This is a genomic window from Carboxydothermus ferrireducens DSM 11255 (assembly GCF_000427565.1).
Taxonomy (GTDB): domain Bacteria; phylum Bacillota; class Z-2901; order Carboxydothermales; family Carboxydothermaceae; genus Carboxydothermus; species Carboxydothermus hydrogenoformans.
On record NZ_ATYG01000009.1, the window covers coordinates 14546 to 29392 of the forward strand.

Genomic DNA, 14847 nt, shown 5'->3' on the forward strand with positions numbered 1-14847 from the left:
ATGGTGGAAGCATTGCTGAATTTTTCTTCGCGCGAGGATTTAATTGCTTATTTACGCGAGGAGAGGAAAAAGAAAGAGAGGTTTGCCACACGCTTTATCCTCGTTACAAGCTGGCAGCAGTGGCGGGAGTTAATAAAGGCCTTAGAATTTGAAGTAGACGTAGTTGTTTCTCTCTCCCATTTTTGCAGGGGCGATGATGTGTTCCCCTACCTCCAGGGTGTGCTAGACACCCTGGAGGTAGGGGAGGGGAAAACTGTACTTCTTTTTCCTCTTGCCGAATGGTTACGCTTAGACTGGGAGGACGGAAGCAAATTATTAACCAAAATTGTGGAATGGCCGGAAGGGAAAATTAAAAGGCTTTATGTTCCTCTGTTAGCGGCCCGGGAGATGCTGGAGCAGGGGCTGAGAGCCTTCAACCGTTACCGAGAGGGGCTTTTACCTCCTGTCTGGCACCTTAAGGGAGGGGAAGAGGAAAAGTGTGAACTGATAGTTGCGCCTTTTGCAAGGAAAGGGATGGAGAAGGAATTTGTTTCCCGGAACGGGGTGAAAGACTATTTTTCCTTTTGGGAAAAGGACGGTTGGGAAAAGGGCGGTGTTCCTTCCCTCTGGCTGGTTACTTCCTGGGCTTCTCACCTTCCTCCTCCTTCCCAAGCGATAAATTTTAAAGTGAAAGTTTACACCGATGCCTTTTCCTTTATCAGTGACCGCTTTAATGAAGAACTTAAAGTTGAATGGGGAGCAGAGAAGCAGTGGAAGTGGCTTGTAGAACAGGTAGAGGAAGAAACGGATTTTGACAGCCTGTGCGGGAAGATTCTCAACGTTAAAAATTACGATGGAAAAACACTCTTAATCAGATGGCATAGTTATGGCGCTGACGAACAATGGTTGATCTGGCTGTGGGGGAAGCTGAGAGAGGAAAAAGGTTCATATCTGAATGCAGTATTGCAGCGAACGCAGAAGGTAGCTGATTTAGAGAAGGAAGCGGCGCTAACAATTTTTTCTCTTTCTCCTACGGTAGAACTCTGCCAGCAGCGCAGGGAACTGCTCGAATTGTTGCAGGTTCACTCAATGCCTGCGGAGTTCTGGGATTGTTTCGCCCAGCTTCGGGACCCATTGAAAAAATTACAAGTTCTCACCGACCTTTCGGAGAGAGAAAAAGAACAGGTGATAATGGTCGTCGGCAGTCTGCTGGAGGAAGACGCGAACGGTAGTTGGAGAGAGTATTTGCGGGTAGCATATCCGGATCTGTGGTGCTATTTGCAGAACGTGCCGGTAAGGGATGAGTTTGCGGCTGATTATTTCCGGGCTTACTGCGTGAGTAGAGTGAAGAATCGGGTTGATGAGGAGCTAAGAAGGGCACAGGAGGAATGGACGGAGGAGAAATACTGGAGTTACAAGCCGCGGCGCGAAATAGTTGAAGCGGAGAGGGAAAAGGGAGCGAAAGTTATTTGGGTAGACGGTATGGGGGTAGAGTGGGCAAATCTGCTGGCCAGTGAGTTGCAAAAAGGGGAGGAAGAGGTGGAGGCGGAAATTGAGATAGTTCGAGCGGTGGTCCCGAGTATTACCGAAGTCAATAAGGAATGGAAGGAAATGGATGAACGAGTCGAATACGAGCTGGATAAGATTGCTCATGACTCCACTTACAGTTTTCCCGCTTCTTTTATTAAATCGATGGAGTTTATCAAGAGTGTGGCGCGCAAGGTTAAGGAAGAGTTAAACCTCTGCCCGCGGGTGGTTATTACATCTGACCATGGTTTGAGCAGGTTTGCGTTGTCCGGGGAGGAGAAAAAGGAACTTCCTCCTGGATATGCAGTGGAGCGGGGCGGACGTTACGCAAGCCCGGGCGGAGAAGGGAGTGCTGGCTATGAGATTAAGGATGAAGAAAGAAAGAAGATGATAGTTAAAGATGGAAATTTGATCTGGTTAACCTACGACCGCTTCGAAGGCGGAGGTTTTTCTGGTGGGGAAGTCCACGGTGGGGCAACACCAGAGGAGTGCTTGGTACCGGTGATTATCGTCTATCGGGGAAGAAAGGCCGTCAGGATTAATGTGCTTAACGAAGGGGAAAGGGTAAAACTTGATCACCGCGGAGAAGGTTGGCTGGAAATTGAGGTGGACAAACCTCTGGCGAGTTTGGAGCTACGCATAGGCGGTAAAGTTTTCTCAGGAGAGGAGGTATCTCCTCAGCGATGGAAGTTTTCCCTCCAAAAGCTTGGAGAGAAGGAATATACTGCAGAGTTGTGGGAGTTGGCGTGGAAGATAGGGGAGGTTTCCTTTACAGTTGAACGGCGCAAAGGGATAAAAAAAGATGACTTAGGGTTGTAGGTGAGAGAAGAATGACGGTCAACGAAAAACTTTCTGAAAAGGTTAAAACCTATTTTTCCGATATGGCTATTTACAAGAATCCTCAGCAGAACAGCTTTTTTTCTGCCAAGAGTATCCCTTCCTTTTTACGGGATTGGATGATAATGCGTTTTGCTGACGAAGACGGGAGAGTTGATCTGGAAGAAGTATCGGAGTTCATCAGGAATTATTTGCCCGGACCCAACGACTGGGAAAAGCTAAAGGGGATGATGATTAAGGAAGGGCAAAGAGTGCGTTTTTTGGCCAAAGTGAGGGTGGAGATTGACGTTAAAACGGGGGAGGGTTTGTTTTCTCTGCCCGGTCTTGGTTTTCCCTCCCGCAAATATGAAGCGATTGTAAGCAGCCATGTGTTAAGAAAATATAAAGATGAGTTGCTTGGGGAAAACGAGGCTTGGGGGGTAATTGAGTGCGAATACGGTCAAATGAACGGTAAAGAAGGAGCCATTTACATGACCGACTTTCGGCCCTTTCGCCCCTACAAAGTTGATGTTGGTTTTTTTCAGGAAGTCAGAAAAGAGTTTACCCTTGAAGAATGGATCGATGTTTTGCTGCAGGCGATTGACTATAATCCCGCCGGTTTTTTAAATGAAAAACAAAAGCTCACCCTCTTGAGCCGATTGCTGCCTTTTGTAGAAAAACGGCTTAATATGATTGAGTTGGCGCCGAAGGGAACGGGTAAATCCTACATCATGTCGCAGATCTCGAAATATGGCTGGCTGGTCAGCGGTGGAAGTATTTCGCGCGCGAAACTGTTTTACGATATGCAGCGAAGAACTCCTGGCTTAGTTGCCCGCTATGATTTTGTAGTTCTGGACGAAGTTCAGACCATCAGCTTTCCCGATGTTAGCGAAATAGCGGGTGCGTTGAAAGGTTATTTGGAGTCAGGAGAATGTCGGATCGGGAGCGAGAGGGTCACGGGCAGCGCGGGTCTTGTCCTCATGGGGAATATCGCAGAGGAGAGAATGGATGAAAATAAGAACATGTTTGTTGAGTTACCCGAGCTTTTCAAAGAAGGAGCTTTACTCGACCGCTTTCATGGTTTTATTAAAGGTTGGGATGTTCCGCGAATGAGAGAGAACATGAAAGCGGAAGGCTGGGCACTTAATGTTGAATATTTTTCCGAGATCATGCACGCTCTGAGGGAAGAGCTAATTTATCCAGGGTTGGTAGACGCTCTTCTCGATGTTCCACGCTCGGCGGACCACCGGGACACGACGGCTATCAAAAGAATATGCTCGGGCTTCTTAAAACTGCTTTTCCCACACGTGCGCAAAGTGGAAGATATTAACAAAGAGGAGTTTGAAAAATACTGCTTGGCTCCGGCCAAGGAAATGCGGCGGATAATAAAGAGACAATTACATCTTCTTGAACCTAGTGAATATTTGGATACAGTTCCTGATATAAAAGTTCTAACTTAATATACCATTAAGGAGAAGGTTTATGCGGAAAAAAAATGTTTGTTTTAATTGTGGGGCAATTGTAGTAAAAGATGTTATTTCTTTACACCGAAAACTTTTTAGTAATAATGTAGATCGTTTTTTCTGTTTAGCTTGTTTAGCTGAGTACTTGGAATGCACGGAAGAAGGGTTGAGGGAACTGATTACAAATTTAAAGGAACAAGGATGTGTTTATTTTAAGTAGCCTGAAAAAAGGTGAGAAGTATTATGGGCTTTTGCTTTCGTAAGTCAATAAGTCTTGGTAAGCTTTTTCGGATCTATGTTTCCAAAAGGGGCGTGGGCTTTTCGGTAGGAGTACCGGGGTTCAGGATATCCCTTGGTGCTGATAAAAAGATTAGGAAGACCGTAGGTATACCAGGAACCGGTATTTCTTATACCGAAACTATTGGCGATCTTGGTGGAAAAAAAGAAGTTAGGACCTGTCCGGCTTGCGGCAAAAGGGTTGGTAAAACGAGTAATTACTGCGATCGGTGCGGGACAAAGCTGTAATGATAAAAGCCATCATCCCTTATGGGAAGATGGCTTTAGTTTTAAGTATTATTAGCGTTTCCTTCTCTTTTTGTTGTAGATATCATAGGTGGACTGCTTTCTTAAGCCGGGGTTGTCTCGATTTAGAATAAAGCTGGGAATTTCCATGTTCATAAACTTAACGTATTCTTCTTTGATTTCGGCGTTTAAAGAGACGAAATGTTTTTCTTTAGCCTGTAATTCTTGCTGGAGGCGTTTTAGGCTTTCCACATCACCCCGGTCGGCGTAGAAGATGGTTTTTTCCCGGGCTTCAAGGATTTCCCGGTAGGCTATTTCCTCGACAACTTCTCTATTGTTTTTTTCCCAGAGGGACTGGTTGCCCGAGAATTTTAAAGGGAAAGTAAAGGTTTTGGTAACGGTTTCGAGGGTGTTGGCATCAAAATATTGGAGTTCGATATTTACCGGAAGTTCCTGGGGTACAGAGACGTTTTCCACCTGGATTAAAAGCAAAAGGCGCTGACTTTGGCCGGCATACAGTTCATCAAGGTCGATGGTGAGGCTGGTTTTGCTGTGGAATTTGGCTTTAATGTCGTAGATTCTTACCGGGACGATGAGTTCCGGGAAGTTTAAGGTGAGTTTGATGTTTTGGGCCGAGATTTTGGCAAGGCCGTTTAGCTCCTGTTCAAAAAAGGCCGGTATGCGATCGGGAGTGTTGATGTAGTAGTAGTTACCTTTACCGGCGTCGACTAAGGACATTAAAAGATCTTCGTCAAAATCTATTCCTACTCCAAGGCAGGTCAGGGTTTTATTTTTTAGGGTATTATTTGCGACGATTGCGATAAGATCCTGGGGGTCTGTAATACCTACATTGGCCAGACCATCGGTTAGGAGGATTACCCGGTTTATAGCCTGGTCGGAGAAAAAGCAGTCAAGTTCGTTGTAACCCTGGAGAATGCCGCCGCTTAAATTGGTCATTCCGGTGGCATAGATTTTAAAAACTTCCTGAATAAGTTCCCGGGAGTTTACTACTCTGGTGCTTGGGAAAATAGTATAAACATGGCTATTAAAAGTAGTCAGGGAGGTGGAGTCGCTGGGGGTTAGTTGCTTTAAGGCAAAGATTACCGCTTCTTTGACGTATTCGATTTTACTTCCGGCCATGGAGCCGCTGCTGTCTAAAACAAAGGCTAAGTTTAACGGGGTGCTGCGTTTAAAATCCTTTGCTTGAGGGGCGTTTAGTTCTAAAAGTAAATGGAAAGTGGTGCTGTGGTTTACAGGAAAGTATTCATATTCTGGAAAAAAGTTTAATATTAAACCCATATCCCTCACTCCCTTGACTTATTGTCAATAAAAATATAGCACAAAAAGTAAATATATGTCAAGATAAAAATTGACATAGAGTTAAAATTTTTATATAGTAAAATTGCAAGGGTTAGACTGAGGGAGGAATTATGTATGGGCAGGAGTGGAGAAAATTTTGTTTTGTGGCTGCGGGAAGTTACCGGTCTTACGCAAAACGAGATTGCCGAAAAGCTTGGAGTTTCGCCAAGCCTTATTTCCAAAATTGCCAAAGGAGAGCGGGGGACTTCGGTCGAGTTTTTAAAAAAAGTAGCGGCTAAGTTTCAGTTGCCGTTAGAGACGGTGTACGAAAAGGCAGGACTTTTGAATGAAAGGGATGAGTATTCATATTACAATCCTTTTTTGCGGGAAAGAAATACTCTTAAGAGTTATGAACCGGCCGTTTTATATTCCAAAAGTTACGGTGAAGAAATGGATTATCCGCGGAAAATAAAAGAACTGGAAGAAAAGCTTTATAAGCTTCGAAATCCCCGGTATGCTTTGGAATACAGTCTTCAGGGAAAGCTTCCGCCCAAGGTGATTGAGAAGTTAATTAAAATTGTGGAACTGGAGATAAGGTATCATGAGAAATAAATATAATTGCTTGGTTTTCTTATGTAAGGTAAAATAAGGAAAAGGATATTTTTGGTGGTGGGGTTTATGAATGATTATATCGAAAACAAGAAGATTGACAGTTTATTAAATGAACTTGTTGTGGAGCTGCAAAAAGTTTATGGGACAAAATTAAAAGATGTAATCCTTTTTGGTTCATACGGTAGAGGAGAACAAGACGAGGAATCAGATATAGATATTGCGGTAATTGTGGATATGGATGATGAAGAATTAAAAAAGTATGAAGAGAAACTTAATGATATTGCTGGGGAATATGGATATAGATATCTTAAAGTTATATCGCTTATAGATATTAGTTATAATAAATTTAAAAAATATAAAGATGTTGTACCTTTTTATAGGACTATAGAAAATGAAGGGGTTACATTATATGGATATATAGGTTGGTGAAATTATGATTAAGTATAAAAAAGTTGATTTTGAAAAAGTAAATAAAGTTTTCCCGGATATTGATAAAGTCTTTGCCAGGTATGGCTCTAATATTACCAAGGAAAAATAAGGAGAAAGCCTATGAATGTCATTATTGCCTGCCAAACCCTCCGGGATGAAGTGGAAAAAGCTTTAAAAGATACAGGGGTAAAGTATCCGGTGCTTTGGATTGATTCGGGACTCCATAATTATCCCGATAAACTTAAAACCAAAATTCAAGAGCAGATTGACCGGATTTCAAACGTTGAAAACCTTATTCTTGTTTTTGGCAATTGCGGGAATGCCTTAAATGGCATTAGAGCTACCACGGGAAGGCTGGTACTGCCCAAAATTGACGACTGCATTTCTCTACTTTTGGGTTCGGTGCAAAAAAGGATGGAGATATCCCGGGAAGCCCACAGCTACTTTCTTACCCGTGGCTGGCTTGTTCATGAAAGTAACATTGTAAAAGAACATAAGCGCTGTTTGGAAAAGTATGGGGAAGTGCGGGGACAAAAAATTTTTAAGGCAATTTTAGCTCATTACCGGAAGGTTATTTTACTGGATACCAATGCTTATCCCATAAACGAAATCGAGGCTAACGTTAAAAGTTTTGCAAGAGATGTGGGTCTTGACTTCCAGGTAGTACCTGGGACACTTTCGTATTTAAAAAAGCTTTTTACCGGACCCTGGGATGAAGATTTTATTGTGGTTGAACGAGGAGAAAAAATTACCTTTGAAATGTTTGGTTTTATAAATCAAAATTTTTTGCAAATTTCCGGTTGACGGGGTTTAAATTTTCATGTTACTATAAAAAAAACTAAAGATGTATATACAGGTTGGGAACTATGAACACAAACTTTGCAGGAGATAGTAACCAAATAGATAAAAATTCTGTGATACCGGTATATTATCAACTGGCTAAATTAATTGAACGAGATATTTATGAAGGAAAACTTAAGCCAGGAGATGCCTTACCGCCGGAAAATGAGCTGGTGCGCCGTTTTGGGATAAGTCGGATGACGGTGAGACGAGCAATAGCCGAGCTTATAAATTCCGGCCTTGTTTATACCCAAAAAGGCAAAGGAACTTTTGTCGCTAAGCCGCAGTTGGAAAATATGGTGTTTGAACTGGGCGATTTTCACGAGGAAATCAAAAAGCGGGGGATGAAACCCGGGATTAAACTTTTAGGGACCAAAATTGTTCGGGCAGATGAGCTTTTAGCTAAGAAACTTGAAATACCGCTGAATACTACCTGCCTTTATTTACGCCTCCTTATTTCAGCAAACGACGAGCCGTTAATTTTTGAAAATAAATACATGGTTTACACCAAGAAAAAGCCAATCCTGGAATTAGAGCTCAAAGACCCATCTCTGGCTAATTTTCCCAATCTGGTGGCAGCTCATGGAGAAAGCTTCCCGGTAATGAGTAAAATGGTGCTTCATGCTTCCGTGGTTACCGAAGAAGAAGCGGAAGTCCTTGGAGTTAAGTTAAATACTCCGGTTTTTGTAGTTGAACAGACTCTTTATGATAGTATGAGAAGACCGATTGGCTGGGGAAAATCGGTATTTCGCGGAGACCGTTTTAAATTTACAAGCTATGTTGGCTGGACGAAATACGGGGAATAGGGAAGAAGGGGTATTTGTAAATGGATAAAGAGTTAATTAATGCGGTAGCAGAGCTTGATGAGGAAAAAACTTTAATGCTGGTCAGGGAAAGGGTTAAAGCGGGAGTAACTCCACTGGAAATTATGGAAGATTGCCGGCGGGGTGTCGAAATAGTTGGAAAAAGATATAATGACGGAACCTATTACCTATCCGATTTAATTATGTCCGAAGAAATTCTCCGAGGCGTAATGGAAATTTTAAAGCCCTACTTTCCACCTAAAAATGAAAGTAAGGGGACCAAAATTATCATGGGAACCATAGAGGGGGACATCCACGATCTGGGAAAAAATATTGTTAGTTACATGCTGCAATCGGCGGGTTTTGAGGTTATTGACTTGGGGGTGGATGTAGAACCAAAAGCTTTTGTTGACAGCATTATAAAAACCGGCGCCCGGATCGTTGGGATATCGGTCCTGCTTACTTTTTGTATTGGTTCGGTAAAGAAAACGGTCGATTTAATTAAAAAGGCTGGACTTAGAGACCAAGTAAAGATTGTAATTGGCGGTTATCCTGTAAATGAAAAAATTTTAGAGTATACCGGGGCGGACTATTTTGAAAATGATGTGGTTAAGGCAGTGGAGCTAATAAAGAAAATTGCTGAGGGAATTATGAAGTAAAAAGAATAAATTTTAAATAATTTTTTCACATATCATGTATAGACATTATTATGTTATAATATAAGGAGGTGAATATTGGAAAAATTTTTAAAAAATTATACAATTAGTGCAGGTTTAAAGGTTTTAAAAATTTAAGGGGGGTTTTGGATGAGCACAGATAAGTTAAAACTTTATGAAGAGCGGAAAAAAAGGTATTTAACTGCCCTTGAATGTGGAAAACCAGATAGGGTTCCAGTAGTTATAACTGGCAATGAATTTATTATCAAATATGCAGGTTTTACTTTGCAAGATTTTTATTACAATCCTGAAATTAACTACATTAAAGCGATGGATGCTTTTTTGCAAAGGTATGATGTTGATGCTCATTTTGGAGCGCCAATGCTTTGGTGGGGTGGTTTGCACGATGCAGTAGGAGCAGTCTACCTTAAGTTTGCAGGAAGAGAGCTGGATGTCAATACTCAATTTCAATACATTGAAGGCGAATACATGCGGCCGGAAGATTACGATGCCTTTATAGAAAATCCTACCGAATGGATTGTTACTACTTTTTTGCCACGGATTCATAAGGAGTTTGCTGAGCCGGGGTCTTATCGAGCAAGCATTGCATTAATGAAAGGGGCAATTGCAAGGACTTTGGAACTTGGAATGCTTGCTAAAGCAGCCGAGAGGTGGGCCAAGGAATACGGTTCTTTCACTGCAATTACCGGTATTACAAAAGCACCCTTTGACACCTTAGGGGATACTTTACGGGGATTAAAGGGAATCATGATGGATATCCGGCGGATACCCGATAAAGTTAAAGCTGCAATGGAAGTACTGGTTGAGCATAACATCTTTTATGGTTTGGCTACTGCAGGTGGAGATACGGAGTTTCCCGTATTTATACCACTTCACCGGGGAGCCTATCCCTTCTTAAATCCCAAGCAGTGGGACGAGTTTTACTGGCCAACCTTAAAGAAAGTTATCGAAGGACTTTGGGCTAAAGGGAAGCGTACGCTCTTTTATGCTGAAGGAGACTGGACTCCTTACTTAGAGAAGATTGCCGAACTTCCGGAGAAAAGTATTGTCTTCCATGTGGACCAGACTGATATGGATAAAGCAAAGAAAATTCTTGGTGGTCGCTTCTGCTTAAAAGGAAACGTTCCAAATTCGTTGCTGTCAATAGGAAAACCGGATGAAGTAAAAGATTATGTCAAACGCTTAATAGATACCTACGCGGCTGATGGGGGCTTTATAGTTGATGCAGCAGCGGTAATCCAGGCGGATGCCGATCCGAGAAATGTTGAAGCTATGGTTGAAGCGGTCCATCTGTATGGCAAGTATTAAAAAGGGGGGTTACGTGATGACCGAAAATAATCCCGTGAAAAATACCTTCAAAAACTTACCACCGGGAGTTTGTATTCCCTGGGAAGAAAAACTTAAGGATTTGGGAGAAATAAAAGGTGATGTAAACACCATTAAAAACGAATGGGATAAGCTCGAAGTATTTACTTACTTATACATCTGGTACTGGGTACATCGGTAAGAAAATAAAAATTAGGGGTGAGGAAAATGGTAACTTTATCAGATGAACTGGCTCAAGCGGTGGTTGATCTCGATCAAGATAAGGTAGTGGAGCTGGTAAAAAAACGCTTAGATTCAGGGGTGCCGGCATTAGAAATAGTAGCCAAATTACAAGAAGGGATGACTGAGGTAGGTAGATTATTTGAAAGTGGTGAGTATTACTTAAGTGAATTAATAATGGCTGGAGAAATTATGAAAGAAGTAATGGTTGATTTAGAGCCGCATTTAGCAGGAGATTCCGGAGGACATCGGGGTAATATAGTAATTGGTACCGTAAAAGGGGACGTACATGACTTAGGGAAAAATATTGTCGTTATGCTTTTAAAAGGTGCAGGCTTTAATGTAATTGACTTAGGAGTAGATGTACCGAAAGAGAAGTTTGTTGAGGCGATTAAAGAGTATAATGCGCCCTTGGTAGGAATGAGTGTGCTTCTTACTGCAGCCCTGGAATCACTGAAAGAGACGGTAGCTGCGGTGAAAGCAGCAGGGTTAGGTACGAAAGTAATCATTGGTGGTCCATTTATGGATGAAAAGGTAAAAGAATATTGCGGTGCAGATTTTTATGCTACTAATGCCAGTGATGGTGTGAAAGCTGCGGAAGAAGTATTTGGGAAAAATTAATTCCGGGGGCCTGTAAGGCCCCCTAATACTAAGAAGTAAAAATAAATGGGGGAGGAAAAACTATGCTAATTATCGGGGAAAAATTAAATAGCAGTATTCCCAAGGTTAGAGAAGCCATTCATAATAAAGATAAAGCTTTTATACAAGATTTAGCATTAAAACAAGTACAAGCCGGGGCCGATTATCTGGATGTCAATACGGCTTTAGAAGATGAAGTTAACGACATGGAGTGGGTTATTAAAGCAATAAAAGAAGTAGTGGATGTTCCTATCTGTATTGACAGCACCAATCCGGAAGCGGTAAAAAAAGCTTTAGAACTAACTGAAGGGAAAGCAATGATTAACTCCATAAATATGGAATCGGCGCGAATCCGGGATATTTTACCGATAGTGATTGATTCTGGCTGTCCGGTAATTGCTCTCACCATTGATGATAACGGGATTCCTAAAACTGTGGAAGATAGGATGCGGATTTTAGACCGGATGGTAGAAATCTTGCAAAAGCATAATTATGATTTAGACAAAGTTTATGTTGATCCCCTGGTACTGCCGGTAGCGACCGATACCAATAACGCCTTAATCTTTTTTGAAAGCTTAACCCAAATTAAAGAAAAATACGGCTTAAAAACCGTATCGGGTTTAAGTAATGTTTCCCACTCTCTGCCCAAGCGGAGAATAATTAACCGTCACTTTTTAACGGTTTGTATAAGCCGGGGGATGGATGCCGCAATATTAGACCCGCTGGATAAGAAAATAATTACTGCTATCTTAACAACTGAACTTTTAATGGGTAAAGATAGGTTTGCCCGGAAATATTTAAAAGCCCACCGGGAAGGAATTCTGGAGGAGTAAGGTAGCTTTAAGAACAGTAAAATATGTAAAAGTGTCATATAATGACGACCGGACTAAAATTTATTAAGTCCGGTCGGATTGCTTTTAGGGGCATGTATTTTTCGGTACAAGGAATTAAGGGTGATTTGGCGAAATAGCATAACTTGGGGCGGTGAGAAGATGAAAAAATTTTCTATTAAAATTTATCCCGAAAATGTTGAGCTACAAGCGGAAGAAAATGCTGTGCTAAAAGATATTTTTATTGAAAATGGAATAAAGTTTGACTTTCCCTGTGGCGGAGTGGGGAAATGTAAAAAATGCAAGGTAAAAATTTTAAGGAATAACGGTTTGGAAGAAGAGGTTTTGGCCTGTCAAACAAAGGTAGAAAGTGACTTAAGAATTAACCTTCAACAGCGGGAACAAAAACATCATATTTTAAACGAAGGGGTTAACCGTCAAATTGAGTTAAAACCTCTGGTAAGGAAAATTTACGTTGAATTACCTAAACCCACATTAGAAGATAATCGCCCTGACTGGACTCGCATCAAAGAGGCCCTGGGAAGAGCAGATTTAAAAACCAAGGTTAATTTGCTGCAAGAGCTGCCGGAAAAGCTCCGGGAAAATGATTTTAAAGTTACTATTGTCTTAACCGAGGATGAAGTTTTAGCGGTAGAGCCCGGGGATACGACGGATAGATTGCTGGGGATGGCTTTTGACATTGGCACTACTACTGTAGTGGGATATCTTTTGGATTTAAATACGGGAAAGGAGTTAGCTCATGTTTCCACTCTAAATCCCCAGACCCAGTACGGTGCCGATGTTATTTCCCGGATTACTTTTTCAGCTCAGGAAAAGGATGGTTTAGAAAAATTACACCGGGAAATTATTAATGAAATTAATAATTTAATAGCAAAAGCTACGGAGCAAGCTGGACATAACCCACAAGATATCTATGCCATTACTATTGCCGGAAATACCACCATGCATCATTTGTTTTTAAAAATACCTCCGGAGAATTTGGCCCGGGCTCCCTATGTGCCGGTGGTAAAGGATGCGGCAATTGCGGACGCTAAGGATTTAAAAATAGCTATTAATCAAGCGGGTAAGGTTTTTGCCCTTCCTAACATAGCAGGATTTGTGGGAGCCGATACGGTTGCTGCGGCCTTAGCGGCGGAGATGGATAGAGGAGACAAACTAAGACTTTTAATCGATATTGGTACCAATGGGGAAATGGTGTTAGGAACCAAAGAGCGGCTTCTTGCCTGCTCGACGGCTGCTGGTCCTGCCTTTGAAGGTGCACAGATTGCCTGCGGGATGCTGGGGGCAGAAGGAGCCATTGACCATGTTTTTATTGGTGAAGAATACAAATACACGGTAATCGGGGAAGTTTTCCCCCGGGGGATTTGCGGTTCGGGGCTTTTAGATGTAGTTGCCGGGCTTTTGGAAGTGGGGATTGTTGACCAGACCGGAAGGTTATTACCGCTGGAGCGGATTACCCATGAGTTAGGGCAGAAGTATAAAGATAGGGTAGTGGAAATTGATGGAATAAAAGCTTTTGTGCTGGAGGAAAATGAAGCTACCGGACAGCGGGTATATATTACTCAAAAAGACATTCGGGAGTTACAGCTGGCCAAAGGAGCAATCGCCGCTGGTATAGAAATACTTTTAGAAACCTATGGGGCCAGAGTGGAAGACATTAGCGAAGTTTTGCTGGCAGGAGCCTTTGGGAACTACCTTAATCCGCATAGTGCCTGCCGGATTGGCTTAATTCCTACTGAATTAGAGGATAAGATTAAAGGAATCGGTAATGCTGCAGGCGCTGGCGCTAAGTTTGCACTGTTATCGGTGGAGGAGTATCAAAGGGCGATGGAGTTATCCCAAAAGATCCATTACATTGAGCTTAGTGCTAAAAACGAATTTACCTCCATATTCGCAAAAAAATTAAAGTTTTAGGTGGGGAAAAATGAGCTTGTCCCGGGAGAGAGTATATAAAGCCATAAAGCAACAACCGCTGGAAGAGTTCGTTAAAGGAGAATTGATTATTGAAGATGAGGTTGTTGCTAAAGTTTTAAACAAACAACCAGTAGGGTTTACTGAAAAGTATGAATTTATAGAGTGGCTTGGATTAGATATGGTAACAATTACTCCTTTAGAAAAAGAGTTTGGCAAAGAAGTTCCTAAAGCTTCTGACTTGGTTTTTCCGGATGTAGAAAAATGGGCAGCTACCTCTTTATTTACTTGTGCCATTCTTGATGGGCCCTTTGAATGGGGACTTAGGCTTTTAGGGTTAAACGATTTTTTTGGTTTATTTAGAAAATCACCACAACAGGTGCTGGAATTAGTAGAAAAGATAGAAAAAGTAAATCGAGAAAAAATCAGGGAACTGGCCGGACGAGGTATAAACGGGGTCATTTTAGCCGATGATATAGCTTTTAAACAGGGATTATATTTAAGTCCTAAGTTTTTGAGGGAGTATTTTTTTCCTTCGTATGCAAGATTGGTGGAAGAAATAAAAAAGCAAAATTTGGTGGCTTTTTTCCATTCCGATGGGAATTATCAGCAGGTACTTGAAGATATTATAAAAGCTGGCTTTGATGGTTTACATTGTCTTGACCGGGATTCGGGAATGGATATAAAAGCCATAAAAAAAGAAGTTGGAAAAAATCTTTGTCTTTGGGGCCATTTAACGGTGGAGGATCTAAAAAATGCGAAAGAACCTGAGGGGAGAAAAAAGGTAATAAGTTTTGTTAATGAGCTTTCAGCGGTGGGAGGCTTTATTCTTGGAACAACTACCGGTATATATAAAGGAATTGATTTAGAAGGATTGGTCTTACTTTATCGGGGGAGAGAGCTTTAAAAAGTTACCGGGCAAGGAATATTTTGG

15 protein-coding genes are annotated in these 14847 nt (G+C 41.8%); 14 read left to right on the top strand and 1 reads right to left on the bottom strand.

Going from position 1 to position 14847, the window contains the following annotated elements; translation table 11 throughout:
- The 3 genes from pglZ (at position 1) to CARFE_RS14150 (ending at position 4310) form a co-directional block, all read left to right on the top strand.
- Positions 1-2325: a BREX-4 system phosphatase PglZ gene (gene pglZ, locus CARFE_RS0103570; RefSeq protein ID WP_028051765.1), complete on the top strand. Its 2325-nt coding sequence runs from the start codon at positions 1-3 to the stop codon at positions 2323-2325.
- An 11-nt stretch (positions 2326-2336) separates the two neighbouring features.
- Entirely contained in the window at positions 2337-3782 is a 1446-nt protein-coding gene (gene brxL / locus CARFE_RS0103575) for a BREX system Lon protease-like protein BrxL (RefSeq protein WP_028051766.1), read from the top strand.
- A 246-nt stretch (positions 3783-4028) separates the two neighbouring features.
- The gene (locus CARFE_RS14150; RefSeq protein WP_034541559.1) at positions 4029-4310 is read left to right on the top strand and encodes a DUF4236 domain-containing protein; all 282 of its coding nucleotides are present in this window, start codon (positions 4029-4031) and stop codon (positions 4308-4310) included.
- Positions 4311-4361: 51 nt separating this feature from the next.
- Here the strand turns inward: CARFE_RS14150 and CARFE_RS0103590 are convergent, their stop codons facing one another.
- Entirely contained in the window at positions 4362-5606 is a 1245-nt protein-coding gene (locus CARFE_RS0103590) for a vWA domain-containing protein (protein ID WP_028051768.1), read from the bottom strand.
- 135 nt (positions 5607-5741) lie between these two features.
- On the opposite strand from CARFE_RS0103590, the gene CARFE_RS14155 reads away from it, so the two are divergent.
- From CARFE_RS14155 to CARFE_RS0103650, 11 genes are all read left to right on the top strand, one after another.
- On the top strand, positions 5742-6218 hold the full coding sequence (locus tag CARFE_RS14155; RefSeq protein WP_034541561.1) for a helix-turn-helix domain-containing protein: 477 nt from the start codon (positions 5742-5744) through the stop codon (positions 6216-6218).
- 66 nt (positions 6219-6284) lie between these two features.
- A complete protein-coding gene (locus CARFE_RS0103600) occupies positions 6285-6647 on the top strand; it encodes a nucleotidyltransferase domain-containing protein (protein WP_051250137.1) in 363 nt (120 codons plus the stop codon).
- Positions 6648-6767: 120 nt separating this feature from the next.
- Entirely contained in the window at positions 6768-7451 is a 684-nt protein-coding gene (locus CARFE_RS0103610; protein WP_028051770.1) for a DUF1638 domain-containing protein, read from the top strand.
- Positions 7452-7513: 62 nt separating this feature from the next.
- Positions 7514-8293 (top strand): GntR family transcriptional regulator, encoded by a 780-nt coding sequence (locus CARFE_RS0103615; RefSeq protein ID WP_028051771.1) that lies wholly within the window; start codon positions 7514-7516, stop codon positions 8291-8293.
- Positions 8294-8313: 20 nt separating this feature from the next.
- A complete protein-coding gene (locus CARFE_RS0103620; RefSeq protein ID WP_028051772.1) occupies positions 8314-8949 on the top strand; it encodes a cobalamin B12-binding domain-containing protein in 636 nt (211 codons plus the stop codon).
- 147 nt (positions 8950-9096) lie between these two features.
- Entirely contained in the window at positions 9097-10275 is a 1179-nt protein-coding gene (locus CARFE_RS0103625; RefSeq protein ID WP_028051773.1) for a uroporphyrinogen decarboxylase family protein, read from the top strand.
- A gap of 16 nt (positions 10276-10291) precedes the next feature.
- Entirely contained in the window at positions 10292-10474 is a 183-nt protein-coding gene (locus tag CARFE_RS0103630; protein WP_028051774.1) for a hypothetical protein, read from the top strand.
- Positions 10475-10500: 26 nt separating this feature from the next.
- A complete protein-coding gene (locus CARFE_RS0103635; RefSeq protein WP_028051775.1) occupies positions 10501-11133 on the top strand; it encodes a cobalamin B12-binding domain-containing protein in 633 nt (210 codons plus the stop codon).
- Positions 11134-11195: 62 nt separating this feature from the next.
- Positions 11196-11984 carry a methyltetrahydrofolate--corrinoid methyltransferase gene (locus CARFE_RS0103640; protein ID WP_028051776.1) on the top strand — a complete coding sequence of 263 codons (789 nt, stop codon included), beginning with the start codon at positions 11196-11198 and terminating at the stop codon, positions 11982-11984.
- A gap of 159 nt (positions 11985-12143) precedes the next feature.
- Positions 12144-13916: an ASKHA domain-containing protein gene (locus CARFE_RS0103645; protein ID WP_028051777.1), complete on the top strand. Its 1773-nt coding sequence runs from the start codon at positions 12144-12146 to the stop codon at positions 13914-13916.
- A 10-nt stretch (positions 13917-13926) separates the two neighbouring features.
- Positions 13927-14820 (top strand): uroporphyrinogen decarboxylase family protein, encoded by an 894-nt coding sequence (locus CARFE_RS0103650; RefSeq protein WP_028051778.1) that lies wholly within the window; start codon positions 13927-13929, stop codon positions 14818-14820.
- The last annotated feature ends 27 nt before the right edge of the window (positions 14821-14847 follow it).